We start from the raw sequence: 15,738 nt of genomic DNA on the forward strand, positions 1-15,738 counted from the left end.
GGCTTACGGGAGAAGAGATGGTGCGGTGCACGCTTCGAGCGTGAGTGCGTCAACTCCCCTGTCTATAAAGCAGGCTTATGGCGTGCAGTGAGGCACGCCATTGCAGGGACGAGGCGAGGTCGATCGTTGGACAAACGAGCGGAAAGCGTCGAAATCAGATCCGCGAGCAAGGCCTATGGCCCGGTTCGCGCCCTCGATGACGTCTCCCTCAATGTCGGCGCCGGCGAGTTCGTCTCGCTGCTCGGTCCCTCCGGTTCCGGCAAGACCACGCTGCTCGGCATTTTGGGCGGCTTCATCATCCCGACGTCGGGCGCAATTCTCTTCGGTGGTCGCGACGTCACCTGGATGCCGCCGCACAAGCGCGATATCGGCGTGGTCTTCCAGAACTACGCGCTGTTCCCGCATATGAGCGTCGGCGAGAACGTCGCCTTCCCCTTACGTGCACGGCGTCTGCCGAAGGTGATCTGGCCCGACAAGGTGCGCGCGGCGTTGTCGATGGTCGGCCTTGCCGGCTACGAGGAGCGCGGCATCGCGCAGCTCTCCGGCGGCCAGCGCCAGCGCGTCGCGCTCGCGCGCGCGATGATCTTCGAGCCGCGGCTGATCCTGATGGACGAGCCGCTCTCGGCGCTGGACAAGCAGCTGCGCGAGACCATGCAGATCGAGCTGCGCGCGCTGCACAAGCGCATCGGTGCCACCATCATCTACGTCACCCACGACCAGCGCGAGGCGCTAACCATGAGCGACCGCGTCGCGGTGATGAAGGACGGCCGCCTGATCCAGATCGACGCCCCCGAGCGGCTGCACGATCATCCCGCCGACTCCTTCGTCGCAAGCTTCATCGGCGAGGCCACGATGCTGCCGGTGCGCCGCGTCGACGCCTCCAGCGTCGCGCTCGGCAACGCGCTGCTGCGCAGCGCCCGAACCATTCCCACAGGCGATGCGCTGATGCTGGCCGTGCACAGCGAAAAACTGCTGATCGACGATGGTGCGCAGGATGCCGCCTGCAACCGGCTCACGGCTACGGTCACCGACATCGTTTATCAGGGCGAGAGCCTGCGCATCTTCCTGGTGCTTGCCGACGGCGTCGCGCTCAGCCTGCGACAGCCGAGCTATCACCAGGCCTACAGCCGCATTCCGCCGCTCGGCGGCAGCCTCACCGTCACCCTTCACCCCGAGGACACCATCATCGTGCCCCGGGTGGACTGAACCCTAGCCTGTCTAACCTGAGAGAAAAACGACATGTCGACCCAAGCCGCGTTCAGCAATTTCAAGGTCCTCACCTTCGACGTCGTCGGCACCTTGATCGATTTCGAAACCGGCGTGATCAACGCAGTGCGCAAGATCTCGGGCAAAACGCCGGCCGAGCTCGGCGACGATCAGATTTTCGAGCCCTACAAGCGCGGCCGCGACATGCACTACGAGCGCTCGAGCGAGGCGATGTTCCACGTCTATCGCCATCTCGCCAAGGAGCTCGGCCTGCCGTCTGACGACGCGTCGTGCGATGTCTTCCAGCTCTCGGTGCTGCGCTGGGGACCATTCGTGGACTCAGTCGAAGCACTGAAGCGCTTGCGCACGAAATTCCGGCTGGTGGCGATGACCAATGCGGACCGCGTCGCGCTCTCGTGTTACGCGCATGCGCTCGGCAATCCCTTCGACGACACCGTCTGCGCCGACGACACCGGGGTGGCAAAGCCCAATCCAGAGTTCTTCGCTTACAACAAGGGGCGTCAGTCCGCCTTCGGCTACAAGCAGTCCGACATTCTGCATGTCGCGCAGAGCCAGTACCACGACATCGGCATCGCGCGGAAGCTGGGCTACAAGGTGTGCTGGATCGAGCGCCGCCAGGGCATTGCCGGTTTTGGCGGCACGCCCGCGGTGGAGACGCTAACCAAGCCGGACTTCCATTATCCGACCTTGAAGGCACTGGCCGACGCAGCGATCGGGCCGGCGGCATAAATCCATGAGCGCGGGCATGACACGGGACTGGAGCGCGCAGCCATCGGTCAACTCGCTGTGGGAAGCCACGGCGGAGCCGGCGCGCGATTGTCCCGTGCTGTCGGGCGAGCATCAGGCCGATGTGGTGATCATCGGCGCGGGCTATACCGGGCTCTCCGCCGCGCACCATATCGCCAAGAGCGGGCTCGCACCGATCGTGCTCGAGGCCAACCGCCCCGGCTGGGGCGCGAGCGGGCGCAACGGTGGCGTGATCACCGCAAAGTTTCGCCTGTCGTTCCGTGAGATCGATGCCGTGCACGGCCGCGCGATGGCAAAGCGCATGTACGAGATCGCTCATGAATCGACCGACATGGTCGAGGAGCTGGTGTCCGAATTCGGTATCACCAGCGCAAACCTGACGCGGACCGGCCAGGTCAAGGCTGCCCACAACGAGACGACGCTCAAGGCGGCGATCGACGAAGCCAACTGGATGACGCGCGAGATGGGCTCCGCCGAGGTCCGCATCCTCGACAGAAGCGGCGTGCGCGAGGAGACCGGCTCCGACATTTTCGTCGGTGGCGTGCTCAATCCCGGCTCGGGCGGGATCCATCCGCTGAACTATCTGCGCGGCCTCGCCGATGGCGTGGCGCGCCGCGGTGTTCCGATCTTCCAGGAATCCCCGGTCGTCAAGCTGCGGCGCGAGAACGGCGGCATCGTCGCCGAGACGCCGCAAGGCGCGGTGCGCGCGAAACAGGCGATCATCGCGACCAACAGCTATTCGGATTTGACCGGCGCGACCGCGGATCTGCAGCGCACGCTGATCCCGTTCCGCAGCGCCATGGTCGCGACCGAGCAGCTGCCGCGCAATCTCGCCGGAAAGCTGATGCCGACGGGGCGGACCTATACCGAGACCAAACGCATGATGCGCTGGTTCCGCATGGTCGACAACCGCGTCATCTTCGGCGGGCGCGGCGCCTTCGGCAAGCAGGACTCCCAGGTCGCGTTCGACGCGCTGCGCAAGGCGATGGTCAGCATCTTCCCTGATCTCGCCGAGGTCCCGCTCGCATACAAATGGTCGGGCCTCGTCGCGATGACGCTGGACTCGGTGCCGCATATCGGCCGACTCGACGACCGCACGCTGGTATCGCTGGGTTACAACGGAGCAGGTGTGGCGATGTCGAGCCTGATGGGCCGCTATCTCGCCGCCTTCGTGCGCGGCGAGAGCCCCGACGTCGGCCTGCTCGATGTCAGTCGCATGAAGACCATTCCGTTCTATCCGCTGCGCGAGCCCGCCGTGCGCATGGTCGCCGGCTGGTACCAGTTTCTGGATGCGATCGGTCAGTGAGAAGTCTTTGGAGGAGGCGAGGATGACGATGAAGCAGAAGTTTGGACTGGGCTGCGCGCTGCTGGGCGCAATCGGATTGACCAATGCGGCCGATGCCGCCGAGCAGATCACCTTCGTCTCGCAGGGCGGCGCCTACCAGCAGGCGCAGACGGTGGCGATCCTGGATCCCTCCGCCAAGAAGCTCGGCATCACCATCAACCAGGATTCCATTCCCGACGCCTGGCCCGCGATCAAGACCCAGGTCGGCAGCGGCAAGCCGATCTGGGACGTCGTCGACACCCCGACCGGCAACTGCCTGCGTGGCGGCGAGCAGGGGCTGATGGAGAAGCTCGACTTCTCGAAGATCCCGAACGGCGCGGCGATGCCGGAGGCGTATCGCAGTCCCTATTCGGTCTCCTATGAGTTCTATTCCAGCGTGCTGGCCTACAGCCAGAAGACGTTCCCGAAGGACGCGCCGAGTGGCTGGGCCGATTTCTGGGACGTCAAGAAATTTCCCGGCCGCCGCGCGCTGCGCAACCACCCGTTCGCAACGCTCGAGGCCGCGCTGATGGCCGACGGTGTTGCGCCCGACAAGCTCTATCCGCTCGATGTCGACCGCGCCTTCAAGAAGCTGGAGGAGATTAAGCCGCACATCACGGTGTGGTGGACCTCGGGTGCGCAGTCGGCGCAGCTGCTCAACGACGGCGAGGTCGACATGGAGATGGCCTGGAACGGCCGTGTCAGCGCGGTCGCCAAGGAAGGCGCCAAAGTCTCCTTCACCTACAATCAGGGCATTCTGCAGAGCACCTCGCTCTGCATCCTCAAGGGCGCGCCGAATCTCGCCACGGCGGTGAAATTTCTCAACGAGGCCGTCGATCCCGTACACCAGGCCAACCTGCCACTCCACATCGACTACGGCCCGGGCAATCCAAAGGCTTTCGAAACGAATGTGATCAAGCCCGAGCGTGCCGCGCAATTGCCGAGCGAGCCGGCGAATGCAGCGAAGCAGGCGCTGATGTCCTACGCCTGGTGGTCCTCGCCCGCCGGCGAGGCGGCCGAGAAGCGTTGGGCTTCGTTCATGCAGAAGTAAGACGAGGCGGCGTTGACGATATCAGAGCCAGATCGATCGCAAAGGCATCAGCGCCGCGAGCACGGCCTGATGCTGGCGCTGGTGTCGCCGGCACTGCTGGTTATTCTGGCGCTGATCGTGCTGCCGGTCGGCTGGCTCGCCTGGCAGTCGATCTATCATGACGGCTTCACACTGGAGAATTATCGCCGCGTCTTTACCGAGGACATCTACTGGCGCAGCTTCGCACTGACCTTCGAGATCAGCCTCGCGGTCACATTGATCGCGCTGCTGCTCAGCTATCCCGTGGCTTATCTTGCCAACGCGTTGCCGAAAGGCTGGAGTATCCTCATCCTGTCGCTGGTGGTGCTGCCGTTCTGGACCAGCGTGCTGGTGCGCGCCTATGCCTGGCTGGCGCTGCTGCAGCGCACCGGCGTGATCAACCAGTTCCTGCGCTATCTCGACGCCATCTCCGAGCCGCTCGCGCTGGTCCACAACACCTTCGGCACGGTGGTCGCGACCGTGCATATCCTGCTGCCCTTCATGGTGCTGCCGCTCTATGCCGCCATGCAGAAGATTCCGAACGACCTGATGCAGGCCGGCGCCAGTTTGGGCGCGAGCCCGTCCCTGACCTTCTTCAGGGTCTTCCTGCCGCTGTCGTTTCCGGGCGTGCTCGCCGGCTGCACCATGGTGTTCGTGCTCTGCCTCGGCTTCTACATCACGCCGGAGCTGCTCGGCGGCGGCCGCACCGTGATGGTGTCGATGCTGGTGAGCCGCAATGTCGAGCTCTACAACCAGTTCGGCGCGGCGAGCGCCGTCGCGGTGGTGCTGCTTCTCAGCGTGCTCGCAATCTTCTTTGTCGTCAGCCGCTTCATCTCGCTCGATCGTGTGCTGGGGCAGAAATGACGCGCATCTCGCCCGCACGTATTGCCCTCTACGTGATCAGCGCGCTGGTGCTGGTCTATCTGATCCTGCCCGTGCTGATCATCGCGCCGATCTCGTTTTCCAGCGCACGCTTCCTGACTTTCCCGCCGCCGTCGTTCTCTACGCGCTGGTACCAGCAGTATTTTTCGAATCCGGCCTGGATGCAGGCGACGCGGGTAACGCTGACGGTCGGGTTGCTGACCGTGGTGATCGCAACCCCATTGGGGGTAGCCGCCGCCTATGCCATCAGCCATTCAAAACTGCGGATCATGCGCGTGATCCACATTGCGCTGCTGCTGCCGCTGGTTGTGCCGATCATCATCACCGCGGTCGGCATCTTCTTTTTCTACGCCAAGGTCGGCCTGGTCGCGACCATGCCCGGCCTCGTGCTGGCGAATGTGATGCTGGGGTTGCCCTATGTCGTCATCTCGGTGCTGGCGGGCCTGCAGAGCTTCGATCCTGCGCAGGAGATGGTGGCGCGGAGCCTCGGCATGAACCGCCTGCGCAGCTTCTTTGCGGTGACGCTGCCGCAGATCAAGTCCAGCGTGGTCGCCGGCGGCATCTTCGCCTTCATCTCGGCGATGGACGAGACCATCGTCGCGCTGTTCATCTCCGGCGGGCAATATCAGCCCCTGACCAAGCGCATGTTCACCGCGCTCCGCGACGAGATCGATCCGACCATTGCCGCGATCTCGACACTGATGACGGCGGCTTCCTTCGTGCTGGTGCTGCTCGCAACTGGGCGACGCCGTAGGAATGCCTGACGTATCGCGAATATGGCATCAGAGCTAACGCATGGCGAAATGCCCGAGGCCAACGACTTCAGCAGCCTGTTGCTGGAGTAGGAATTACACCATCCGCAAATTTGCGGCTGCGGGGCATCGCTATCGAGGGACGTCCAGGTGCCGTACGTCCTGGCCGGCTTGCCGAGTCCAAAAGGATCGGACATCGCCAATCTGCACGTTCCGCTTGCAGGTTCGCAACCATCGAGTGACCGTTCCGCCCACAAAAGTGCAACCTGCCGCCAGAGCTCCTCTTGCGAAAATTCCGCCGAATCTACGATCGCGAGGAAACCATTGATCCCGCTGGTGGGCCCGGCAGGACTCGAACCTGCAACCAGACCGTTATGAGCGGCGGGATAGCGATTGGCTTCGTTGATTTTGCTGACCTTTTGTTTGAATCTGATCGCGCTCGTTGTGCTTCGGCTGGGTCGTTTCTGGTGCGAAACTGGTGCGGTGACGCCTGCTTAAGCGAATCACATCTTTGGCTGCCGCGCTAGCCTCGGCGCTCGACTTCGCCAAGTCCACGCACAAATCGATGTGCTGACTGCCGCTTGTTGCTTCAGGTGCCCAACTCAAGTGGTGGCGGCCTTTGCCAATGTATCCGGCTATTTGGTCAGCGGTCCATTTCTTTTGAAGCCGCGCTTCCCCAAATTCGTAGCCCAGACTTGTGCCATTGTCGAAGATCGGGGCCAAATCTAGGTCGACCTGCTCAGGCCGGATGCGGCTTACCAAAAAGCCCCAGTTCTGAGAGTGCCTATCAGTGTTGCCGATCAAGGCGTCGAAGGTCAATGTTTTGGCCCACCATTGGAGGGGTTCTTTCGCTCCGACGGTCGAGCACACGCGCACATTCATTTGCACGGAGTGCGGGCGGTCGGTGCCCGGGTCGAATGACTGGCCTCGTCTGATACGCTGAGGATATCCGTAAAAGAACTCAACTAGAACTCCCATCGTTCCGTCGGATGAATCTATTGCGGCGAATGCGCCCGGGACCTGCAACGACAGCGATTTAGCAATCTCGTACGCGATCACCTCTGACCATGTTTGTTGTTCACGCCAACCCTGCGCGATTTTGTACAGGTAACGATGGCCCGCAATGAGAAAGGGATGAGCGACCTCGGAGGGGCTGCTCAGCAATCGCTTCGGCTTTGAGTCAACCGGAAAGATCGGATTTTCCTCGTCTTTTCGCCAAGTCGCGACATCGACGATAGCGCCGGGGCTTTGCTGCGGACGCGAACCGCAAACGGTGGGCATGCTTCTTCCTTATCAAACCAATGAATGGCTTCCGGTCTCGCGCGGATTGAGCAATATACTGCAAGGTGTAACGGTGACGCGATTCGCGCTCCATTGTTCACTGACGTAAGCATTTGTCGAGGCCTTCATGAGCAAGCCCCTTACTTTAGGACTTTACCAAGCGTTGGCTGCCAAAACTGATCGCACCAGAGTACAGGGATCGAGTTTGGAGCTACCCCTTCTTGGCCTTTTTGGCGAAGTGGGGAGCCTCTTAAGTGAAGTCAAAAAGAAGCAGCGCGACACGCGTTCCTATCTTGGCTATGAGGCCAGCGTGTTGGAGGAAATGGGTGACGTGCTTTGGTACCTGGCCGTAATTGCGGACCGGGCTGGATTATCTCTCACGGAGATTGTTGGCGGCGATCGAACGGGAGGTGGCGCCCTCTTCGATGATGTCTCGTTTGCTAGCTTGCAGCCGCAGCGGGCCCTACCTCTATTGGCCCCGACCACTGCGTTCGAGAGAACTCTTATGCGTTTGGCGGGAAGGGCAGGGGCGATCGTTGGAACCTACGGAAACGTTCTTCCTGACGCGAGACCGGACGATCTGAAACGAGATTTGGCCTCACTTTTCTCAGAACTGTTAGAGGCGGCGAACGAAGCGGGGGTGACGCTCGATCATGCCGCCAGCAACAATCTCGAGAAAACTTTCGATAGGTGGCCGATCGACAGGAAGTATTCCGCGCTGTTCGATGAGGACTTTCCTCCAGAAGAACAATTGCCGCGAAATCTGACGGTCGAAATCTTCGAGAGAGTTCTTAATAAGGGGGAGGCTAAAGAGCGCCGGTATGTAATCCAGAGATGCAACCAGGTGCTGATCGGAGATCGTCTAACCGACAACGCTGCCGAGGAGGACGACTACCGTTTCCATGATGTGTTTCATTAGCCCTCGACGAAGACAGGATCGTTCGGGATTCCCTTGATGGCGCGGAGCGTCTCGCCGAGCGGGTCTTTCTTCCACGCGGGAAAACGGTCCCCCCGCGTTTCGGCATCGGCCTTCATCGCCTCAAGCGCCAGGGCGGCGGTCTGCCCGATATCGTAGGCGTCGCGCGTCATGTGCAGATCGTAAATGTGACGCACCAAGGTCGGATCACGCTCTTCCCGCAAGCCTGCAAGCTCGGAGCCCGCCCGCCACGTCAAGGCGACCAGTTTTTCGGCGGCGGTCTCAAGGACGGAGGAGCAGGCGATTTTTGGCAACTCCGCCGCGCGGCCATAAGCTTCCGCGACGAACGAGATCACGGGCTTCTCGACCGCATCGCGCCGCAACGGCCAGACCGACGTTTCGATTTGCACGTCGGGTCGCAAACCGTTTCCTTGGGCGAGGGCCTTATAGGGCAGTTGGTATTTGGTGTAGTGCCCCTTGCACATCGAGACCCGGTGCTTCTCGTTCTCGGGATCGAACTCGAACCCCGCCGCAAGTAGCGCATCGGTGATGTCCGTCCTGAATTTGCGCAGTGCGCCACGCGACGGATTAGTCTTGCAGACAATCTTGAGATCAACGTCTTCCGACATCCGCTTGGTGAGCTTGTAGGCACGGCTCAACGCGGTGCCGCCGCCGAAGACAAGGCGAAAGTCGCCGGGATCGACGGCGGCGATGGCCGCCAGCGCCCGAACCACGTACCAGTCTTTTTCGAAGAGCGCGGGGCCGGGCAGCTTGAAGTATTGAACTTCGAGCAGTTCCTCGATGGTGGGCTTACCGTTCAAGGACGAGCTCCGCGTTGCGATAACGAAGATGGCGCGAGAAGCGGCCTTTGACGCGGACGACGGGATTGACCGGTACCTGCGTGGAGCGGCCTTCGTTATAGGCGCGTTGTGCGTCGGTCGGCTCCCATTCGACGCCGAGCTTGTCGAGCGCCTGACGGGCTACGCCCAAAAACCCTTCCGGGCTGCTGAGCACGGGCTGGCCACTCAAGCTCGACTGGCGTGCGCGACCATACGCATTGGCTCCGCTCAGCTTCGTCCCTGCGCTCGGACAAATTCTATGACATTGCATGACGGAAAACGTGGGAATGTCTGGTGTTCGCCGATGGCCACGCTCGCCGCGTACGCAACACTTCCTATGTTTGCCACGAAACGACCGAGCGATCATTCGGCCTTCTATCTCTGCATTCTCTTATAGGCGCGGCCACACAAGGCGGCTTCTGAACGTGGGGATCGTGCCGGCGCGCGCGGCTCTTCAAGCCCGCTCGCTTCCGCGCCGAGGCTAAAGCCCCGGCTTGTGCAGCTCCGCGCCGCTGCGGCGGTGCGCCAAAGCGCAGCCTTTGAAGTCCCGCTCTATCGCTCCGGTCAGGTGACCCCACGAAGCCGCACGTCATGTGCGGCCTCACAACCTGAAAGGAGAATACCTTGAGCAAGAAACCCACAATGATTGCCTACACCGTCAAGGATCGCGGAAACGACAAGAAGCCGTTCTGGGTACGGGTCGGAGCGGCCTGGCCCCTCAAGGAGAAACCCGGCTTCTCAATCGAACTCGACGCTATGCCGGTCGATGGCCGGATCATCCTGATCGAACCGAACGCAGACGACGACTCTTCCGGCAAAGGAAGCAACGAGACCTAACGCAAAGTCGAACAACGATCCAATCAAGCCGCGCCGATGAAAGTCGGCGCGGCTTTTTTTGTGCTCGTGAGGATTCGGAGCATGCAGCAACACGGCGGAGTGCGCACTTCGTAGATGCAATGAGAGATGCGAGGCGGAACGCGTCGGAATGTCCCGGAAGCAAGCCCAGTTGCGGGTCAATTCGATTCAACGCGGTAGACGAAAATGATAAAACGGAAGAGCGTAGCGAGATGGGTTATCGCATGGCGATAACGTCTCGTGCGGAATCGGAATTCCGCTAAGGGACGCATGCGCTCAGCGAGAAAGCAATGGGGCGACCGCCAAAAGAAAACAAACGTGATCGACAGATCAGCATCCGGCTCACCGATCATGAGCTTGACGAGATCACAACACGCGCAGCCGCAGCCGCCGCCGGCACGACGCCGACGGAATTTGGCCGCGCGCGCATGCTGGCCAGCCGGACCGCCACCGTTCCGACGATCGCGGCAGCCGAGGCGATGCACCAAGATCGCCTGATTGAAATCCAGCTTCGGCGTCTCGGGAACCTCCTCAATCAATTGGTTCGCCACATGCACCAAACCGGCGAGATCCTTCCGGATGCCGTTTCCCTGTTGAAGGAGCTGCGGACGATTATTACCGGCCGAGGTGTGCCATGATCGTGCGGGCACATCCGAGCGGACGCAGTTTCAAATGGCTCGCCACGTATCTTCAGCATGATGTGAAGGCGCAGACGAGCGAACGCGACTCGTGGACTCATACCCTCAACTGCGCCCACGATGACATCGCCAGCGCCATCGATGAAATGCTGCATACCTATCGCGACCGTGATCTCTTGCGGAAGGAAGCGGGCGTCCGGCCAGGCGGCGCCACGATCGACAGGCCGGTCAAGCATATCAGCCTGTCATGGGACCCGTCCGAAAGGCCCAGCCAGGACGAAATGATCGCGGCTGCGCAATCCTTTCTACAGGCGGAGGGTTGGGGAAACCATCAGTGCGCGCTTTCGCGCATTCAGACAAGCGGCATCGGCATGTTCATCTCATGATCAACATGGTGGACCCGGAGCGTGGCACACGGCTCAAGGATCACCGCGAGTTCCGAAAAGCCCAGGCTTGGGCCCACGACTACGAGAAGTCGCGGGGGCGGATATTTTGCGCGGAACGCGAGAAGCCCATTAAAGAGCGTGAACCGTCGCCGCCGCGGAATGTGTGGGAACAGCTCCGCGCCTTGCAGGATATCTCTGCGTACCCTGAGCCCGCGGCGGAAGGCCCGCGTCCCATCGATTACAACCAGCCGAGAAAAGATCGGCAGCGTGAAGAATGGCGCGTGTTGAAGGAGCGGCAGAAGGCCGAGCGCATGGCCTTCTTCGAGCATGGCTGCATGGCCTATCGGATGCTTCGGCAGGAGGTGTACCGGGAAGTTCGGGCCACTTACCGGAAGGAATGGGCCACCTATTACCGCAACATGAAGCATGGCGCTTCGAAGGAGCATCTCAAAGCGATGCGCACTGGGCTTCTTGCGCGGCAGTCGGCAACTTTGCAGGAGAAATGCCGTGCGGCTGCGTTGGGACTCCGCGCCGATCGTGACACCTATTATAAGGACGTGCTGACCCGTCAAAAGTCTCTCCGAGCCGAATTGGCGGAACGGCAATCAGCGGGGCTGACCTCTCCAGAGCTGCTTTTGGACCAGAAGCACCGCTCTCCGCCTTCCATTGCACCTACGCCTCGGACCCGAGAGGTTGCTTCCGGACCGCGCTGGACGCAACGTGCTGGCCTCGCGCCTCAGCAACAGTCGGCACGTCGATGGCTCGACTTTGCGCGGGACCGGGTCGCACGCACGCGCAAGAAAGACCAGCCGACCAATATCCTCGAACGGGAGCGCGAGCGTCTGCGAACCCAGAGGGCAGACAGAGGCAAGCGGTCTGAAAGAGGAGTCGAGCCGACGGGCGGCGGACCGGAATTATGAAGGGGCAGCGGCAGCAGCGAATTCCGCCGGTGTCCCGAAAGAGACAGAAGTTCGCTACGGGAATTGCCGGCGGTCATGCCCGCGCGCGCCAGCCTCTTGAACTGGTACGCCGCACGGATTGCAAGCGCCTGGACTTGCTCACGACCGGAGGACCAGGCGGCGCAGATCGCAGCGCTCGAACTGGAGCAGCATGCCGCTTTGAGAACGTTGTCGAGTGAATGGATGGCTCGTCGGAAGGAAGCGTTTGGCCGCGCGAAGAGTGAAGTCGTTCAAGCCGGCCGCAAGAAGGGTCCGGCAGGTCGTCCGCCCTTTCGCCGTGGCGGAAAGACAGGGCGATACCGGCCTCAGCTCTGATACGGCTGTTTGCGTCCAGCTCATGTTGACGGGAATCGCGATTGCGGTAAGATCTCGCAGGCCTCAAGCACAGGCCAGTGTGCCCACCGCTCGCGAAGCTTCGCAGTGCTTTCGAATCTTCGTCATGGCCGTTCCCGAATGGGCGGGCTGATTGGCAGTGGGCACCTAGTCAGATCCGTGTACCATAGGAATGGATCATGACTATCCGCAATGAACTCGACACGCTACGCAGTTTCGCAAAGCGCCTCGCGCGTAAGCATCGAATTCCTCATCACAATGCGTTGGACATCATAGCCATGCAATATGGGCATCCGCACTGGACCGCCCTCATGAAGGCATGGAGTAAGGGATGGTGTCCCGCGCCTCATGAGCTCATCGACATCAATGAAGCCGAGGCTACGGAATCCATGGAAAGGGGCATGGGCTTCGTCAGGACAACCGACGGCGCAAGCGCGGGTGTGCCGTACACTCTGCAGATTGGCTTCGATGACGTTCTTATCGGCGAAAACGGCTGGCCTATCCATCTCGGCCACGCGCCGTCCGAGGAGCCAAAAGTTGAGACGTACTCCAAGCCCAACCCTCTCGACGACAACGCCTTCTTATCAGAAGTGATGAGGATTGCGAACAAGGCTGCCGATGGAGTGCGCGAAGCAATCGTGAAGGATTGACCGTTTAGATCAACACATCCGGCTCAAGATGGTACAGTTGTGCATCCACTGTTTGGTGGCGTTTCAGGTGAATGGTACTGCCATCACTGTGACGCCAGTTCAACCGGGGGGCGGAGACGGCTGCCAATATGTGGCACTGCCCGAAATGCAGTGCGACCCCGCTCGATATGCATCCGGTAGCTTGGTGGAAATAGCCGGTCAGCCGAGAAAGCGTCAGGACGTGATGCACACGAGCGTCAATTAGGTCCGCCATTTGCATCCCCGGCCAGCGCCGGTGTGCCACCGGGGATGCGCTTGAAGAAGATTTCATCTAACAGCCGGCGGTGCCATACTCGTCCGAAAGACATTTCTGTTTCCTCGGGAGACGAGCCGCGCCGCCCAGCATAAACGCCGAGCAGCCAAGGCTCAGAAAATGTTGGCGGTGTCTGGGCCGGCAGCCCCTTGGTAGTAGTCAGTTCCTGTCCAAAATAAATGACAGGTGAGCCGGACATTCCGTGGCGCGTAGCCGCGTCGACAAAGAAAATTGGTAGATTGTTGTCGATTACGACGAGCGGCTCTGATGCAATCGAACCACGCTTCCAGATTGGAAGTGTGCCTTGCAGGGCCAAGCCTAGTGGAAACCCAAGGATGAAAACGTCAGCACCGACTTTCGCGTATCCGTATTCGTAAGTCTCGGCCTTTCCCTCTCGGTCAACGTTGACCAGGACAGAAGCACTAAAGGCAGCGATGCGATCTTTTTCTTCCTCGTAGCTCGGCATCCAATCATTGAGAAAGATCACCCCAATATCGACCTGTTGAGTCTTGCCTTCCTGGTTTCGGAACCCGTTATGTTGCCACCATGTGGGACATCCGTCTTTGATCACCGGAAGTTCGAGTTCTCGAAATCTTCCTCGTCCCTGCGTACGGTCTTGCTCAGTCCAATGGCATTTCAATCGGGTAGGAAAGCGACCGTGTTCATCTAACGGTTTCTCGGTGACGGCATGCCTGCCGGACAGGACGTGCCAATTGGTTACGAGCCCATGCGTCTGCCCAAATTGGTAGAAAAATCCCGTCGCTTTGGGCAAGGGAACATCATGCCAAAACGGCTCAATTCGAGTCACGCGCATCGAATTTTCGTTCACGCTCATTTCAAGCTGCCCTTCAGTGACCCGCTAACGACACATCCGAGAGACTGTTCGATAGTTTTTCAGCGTGCCGCTGTTACGGCATCGGACGGTGCCTGAGCGAAAAGAACGTCATCCTCATCGTTTAGCTTCTTTTCGGTTCTGGCTGCCAAGCCAGAATTACTGTTTTGGGATATAGTCTGAAGCTGAAGGCTCGGAAGAGCATCGACGAAGGCACGTAGCGGCGCCTCTTCGCCGCAGGCAGCAAAGACCCGAAAGCTCTCATTCCACTCCACGGCCAGCGACCAGACATCCTGGGTCAGGTGTTTGCGGATCACGAGCTTGAAATGCTCCTCCGCCGTGATCGCCAACACCCGGTGATCCCAGTGTCGCGTTTCCCGCATGAATGCCATCGCCAGATGGTTGCCCCAGTCGGGTTTCGAGACCGCGAGAATCTGCGCGAACATGCCTTTCCACCACCAACCGCGGTTCTGAGCGTGGTTGTAGGTGATGAAATAGAAGAACGCCTGAAAGTGCCGTCCGGCTAGTTCGAACACGCGTTCATCGGCCAGCCCTATGCAATCAAGTCGCGCTATGCTTACGCAGCAGGGCGTCTGAGTCACCAAGCCAATCGAGCTAAGATCCCAGAGACCTGGAGAGACGAATTCCCGGAGGAAAAGAACCTCTACCTCAACGATATCGAACCGTTCTGCAAAGACTGGAAGAAACATCGTCGCTTTAAGCTCCGGATCGAACCGATTGCTGGCAGCTCTTTTAAAGAAAAGTCAGATGATTTTCGGAATGTCTACAATCACGGATTTTCATCGCGGTTCTTGCTCGGAATGACGCGAACGGTCAGTAGGATCGAAGGGGACGGCAAGATCACGTACCGGTTCGGAGGCAATAGTCCGCTTGATCTGGTTGAGATCGCTGATTTGCTCGAGAAGGAACGCGATCAATGTTACCTTGCCTTCGATGCATTCCAAATGCTGGTCGAAGAGCAGATTGTTGCCATACGAGCTTATGAGGCGAGATCAGGCTTAACCGGGACTAGCACGTAGAGGCGCATCAGCCGGCCGAAGGCGACGTTTCCTGTGTGGGACTTGTGGCGCCGTCGGCCTCATCGGAGGAACATATCCTCGAAATGGTTGAAGGGCTTACGTGGAAAGCGGCTGCGACCGCCCCCTGAGACTTTCCGGCCAGGCATTGCTCTCGTGCTGCCTTGCACTCAATCGCAGTGAGTTTTGGCTTGCGGCCAAACCTGACGCCATTGCGGCGCGCGCGCTCGCGGCCCTCTCGCGGGCGGCGGATGATGTCGTCACGTGTCTTGCGGGCGATGTAGCCGACGAGGGCTGCCAGCACCTCGCCGAGTTCATGGGTGGTATCGGCCCAGGGCTCGGCCAAAGATTTGTAAGTCGCGCCCCGCGAGGTGATGTCAGCAAGCACGCTCAACATCCGGAATGGCCCCCCACGGGTCAGCCGGTCGAGCGCCGGAACGATGACCGTGTCGCCCCTGCGAAGGCGACGGAGCATTCCCGCCAGTTCGCGGCGATGATCGTTCATGCCGCTTTCTTTTTCGCAGAGGACGCGCTCGCAGCCTGCGGCCTCAAGCTGTGCGATCTGGATGTCCAGCTCCTGGCCTGACGTGCTCACGCGGGCATAACCGAAGATGGTCATTTCCGCCGCCCACCTCTTGCAAGACTCCTAAATTTTGCAAGTCCGTACACGTGCGAATCGGAGGCGGGGAGGGCGTCGCGGTTTTCTTGAGTCCGCACAA

Annotated in this window: 16 protein-coding genes and 1 pseudogene; 11 read left to right on the plus strand and 6 right to left on the minus strand. The window is 60.4% G+C overall.

The features are described from left to right. The first annotated feature begins 126 nt into the window (after nt 1-126). The 6 genes from GGD62_RS34160 to GGD62_RS34185 all read left to right on the plus strand — a co-directional run bounded on the left by GGD62_RS34160 (nt 127) and on the right by GGD62_RS34185 (nt 6,013). A complete protein-coding gene (locus GGD62_RS34160) occupies nt 127-1,206 on the plus strand; it encodes an ABC transporter ATP-binding protein (protein ID WP_183712609.1) in 1,080 nt (359 codons plus the stop codon). 33 nt (nt 1,207-1,239) lie between these two features. Further along, nucleotides 1,240-1,956 (plus strand): HAD family hydrolase, encoded by a 717-nt coding sequence (locus GGD62_RS34165; RefSeq protein WP_183712612.1) that lies wholly within the window; start codon nt 1,240-1,242, stop codon nt 1,954-1,956. 16 nt (nt 1,957-1,972) lie between these two features. Continuing rightward, nucleotides 1,973-3,280 (plus strand): FAD-binding oxidoreductase, encoded by a 1,308-nt coding sequence (locus GGD62_RS34170; RefSeq protein WP_246800379.1) that lies wholly within the window; start codon nt 1,973-1,975, stop codon nt 3,278-3,280. Between the two features lie 22 nt (nt 3,281-3,302). After that, nucleotides 3,303-4,349 (plus strand): ABC transporter substrate-binding protein, encoded by a 1,047-nt coding sequence (locus GGD62_RS34175; protein ID WP_026201769.1) that lies wholly within the window; start codon nt 3,303-3,305, stop codon nt 4,347-4,349. Nucleotides 4,350-4,418: 69 nt separating this feature from the next. After that, nucleotides 4,419-5,231, plus strand: a complete 813-nt coding sequence (locus GGD62_RS34180) for an ABC transporter permease (protein WP_183712711.1) — start codon at nt 4,419-4,421, stop codon at nt 5,229-5,231. Then, nucleotides 5,228-6,013, plus strand: a complete 786-nt coding sequence (locus GGD62_RS34185; protein WP_018317002.1) for an ABC transporter permease — start codon at nt 5,228-5,230, stop codon at nt 6,011-6,013. The genes GGD62_RS34180 and GGD62_RS34185 overlap by 4 nt, the downstream gene beginning before the upstream one ends. A 360-nt stretch (nt 6,014-6,373) precedes the next feature. Here GGD62_RS34185 and GGD62_RS34190 read toward each other — a convergent pair whose 3' ends face one another. Next, nucleotides 6,374-7,282, minus strand: coding sequence for a hypothetical protein (locus GGD62_RS34190; protein ID WP_183712617.1), 909 nt, complete (start codon nt 7,280-7,282; stop codon nt 6,374-6,376). 127 nt (nt 7,283-7,409) lie between these two features. Between GGD62_RS34190 and GGD62_RS34195 the strand changes: the two genes are divergently transcribed. Next, nucleotides 7,410-8,201 (plus strand): nucleoside triphosphate pyrophosphohydrolase family protein, encoded by a 792-nt coding sequence (locus tag GGD62_RS34195; protein WP_183712620.1) that lies wholly within the window; start codon nt 7,410-7,412, stop codon nt 8,199-8,201. On the opposite strand, the gene GGD62_RS34200 is transcribed toward GGD62_RS34195, so the two are convergent. Both GGD62_RS34200 and GGD62_RS34205 read right to left on the minus strand, forming a co-directional pair. After that, nucleotides 8,198-9,019: a nucleotidyl transferase AbiEii/AbiGii toxin family protein gene (locus GGD62_RS34200; RefSeq protein ID WP_183712622.1), complete on the minus strand. Its 822-nt coding sequence runs from the start codon at nt 9,017-9,019 to the stop codon at nt 8,198-8,200. The genes GGD62_RS34195 and GGD62_RS34200 overlap by 4 nt on opposite strands. After that, complete coding sequence (locus GGD62_RS34205) at nt 9,009-9,212, minus strand: hypothetical protein (protein ID WP_183712624.1); 204 nt, start codon at nt 9,210-9,212, stop codon at nt 9,009-9,011. The genes GGD62_RS34200 and GGD62_RS34205 overlap by 11 nt, the downstream gene beginning before the upstream one ends. Before the next feature lie 449 nt (nt 9,213-9,661). On the opposite strand from GGD62_RS34205, the gene GGD62_RS34210 reads away from it, so the two are divergent. From GGD62_RS34210 to GGD62_RS34230, 4 genes and pseudogenes are all read left to right on the plus strand, one after another. After that, complete coding sequence (locus GGD62_RS34210) at nt 9,662-9,874, plus strand: hypothetical protein (RefSeq protein WP_210318017.1); 213 nt, start codon at nt 9,662-9,664, stop codon at nt 9,872-9,874. A 308-nt stretch (nt 9,875-10,182) separates the two neighbouring features. Next, nucleotides 10,183-10,530: a plasmid mobilization protein gene (locus GGD62_RS34215; RefSeq protein WP_183712627.1), complete on the plus strand. Its 348-nt coding sequence runs from the start codon at nt 10,183-10,185 to the stop codon at nt 10,528-10,530. Further along, nucleotides 10,527-11,836 (plus strand): annotated as a pseudogene (locus GGD62_RS34225) (relaxase/mobilization nuclease domain-containing protein). The gene GGD62_RS34215 and the pseudogene GGD62_RS34225 overlap by 4 nt, the downstream one beginning before the upstream one ends. Before the next feature lie 551 nt (nt 11,837-12,387). Further along, complete coding sequence (locus GGD62_RS34230) at nt 12,388-12,858, plus strand: hypothetical protein (protein ID WP_183712636.1); 471 nt, start codon at nt 12,388-12,390, stop codon at nt 12,856-12,858. Nucleotides 12,859-13,094: 236 nt separating this feature from the next. Here GGD62_RS34230 and GGD62_RS34235 read toward each other — a convergent pair whose 3' ends face one another. The 3 genes from GGD62_RS34235 to GGD62_RS34245 form a co-directional block, all read right to left on the minus strand. Further along, the gene (locus GGD62_RS34235) at nt 13,095-13,985 is read right to left on the minus strand and encodes a trypsin-like peptidase domain-containing protein (protein WP_183712639.1); all 891 of its coding nucleotides are present in this window, start codon (nt 13,983-13,985) and stop codon (nt 13,095-13,097) included. A 59-nt stretch (nt 13,986-14,044) separates the two neighbouring features. Then, a complete protein-coding gene (locus tag GGD62_RS34240) occupies nt 14,045-14,692 on the minus strand; it encodes a hypothetical protein (RefSeq protein ID WP_183712642.1) in 648 nt (215 codons plus the stop codon). A 337-nt stretch (nt 14,693-15,029) separates the two neighbouring features. Continuing rightward, a complete protein-coding gene (locus GGD62_RS34245) occupies nt 15,030-15,638 on the minus strand; it encodes a recombinase family protein (protein ID WP_183712645.1) in 609 nt (202 codons plus the stop codon). Nucleotides 15,639-15,738 lie beyond the last annotated feature (100 nt).

The organism is Bradyrhizobium sp. ERR14, assembly GCF_014198235.1.
Taxonomy (GTDB): domain Bacteria; phylum Pseudomonadota; class Alphaproteobacteria; order Rhizobiales; family Xanthobacteraceae; genus Bradyrhizobium.

Excerpts from the sequence above, each read along its gene's own strand:
- GGD62_RS34245 (WP_183712645.1), bottom strand. The coding sequence starts at position 15,638 with ATGACCATCTTCGGTTATGCCCGCGTGAGCACGTCAGGCCAGGAGCTG.
- GGD62_RS34230 (WP_183712636.1), top strand. The coding sequence starts at position 12,388 with ATGACTATCCGCAATGAACTCGACACGCTACGCAGTTTCGCAAAGCGC.
- GGD62_RS34235 (WP_183712639.1), bottom strand. The coding sequence starts at position 13,985 with ATGAGCGTGAACGAAAATTCGATGCGCGTGACTCGAATTGAGCCGTTT.
- GGD62_RS34215 (WP_183712627.1), top strand. The coding sequence starts at position 10,183 with ATGGGGCGACCGCCAAAAGAAAACAAACGTGATCGACAGATCAGCATC.
- GGD62_RS34185 (WP_018317002.1), top strand. The coding sequence starts at position 5,228 with ATGACGCGCATCTCGCCCGCACGTATTGCCCTCTACGTGATCAGCGCG.
- GGD62_RS34240 (WP_183712642.1), bottom strand. The coding sequence starts at position 14,692 with ATGTTTCTTCCAGTCTTTGCAGAACGGTTCGATATCGTTGAGGTAGAG.
- GGD62_RS34190 (WP_183712617.1), bottom strand. The coding sequence starts at position 7,282 with ATGCCCACCGTTTGCGGTTCGCGTCCGCAGCAAAGCCCCGGCGCTATC.
- GGD62_RS34180 (WP_183712711.1), top strand. The coding sequence starts at position 4,419 with ATGCTGGCGCTGGTGTCGCCGGCACTGCTGGTTATTCTGGCGCTGATC.
- GGD62_RS34175 (WP_026201769.1), top strand. The coding sequence starts at position 3,303 with ATGACGATGAAGCAGAAGTTTGGACTGGGCTGCGCGCTGCTGGGCGCA.
- GGD62_RS34170 (WP_246800379.1), top strand. The coding sequence starts at position 1,973 with ATGACACGGGACTGGAGCGCGCAGCCATCGGTCAACTCGCTGTGGGAA.
- GGD62_RS34195 (WP_183712620.1), top strand. The coding sequence starts at position 7,410 with ATGAGCAAGCCCCTTACTTTAGGACTTTACCAAGCGTTGGCTGCCAAA.
- GGD62_RS34165 (WP_183712612.1), top strand. The coding sequence starts at position 1,240 with ATGTCGACCCAAGCCGCGTTCAGCAATTTCAAGGTCCTCACCTTCGAC.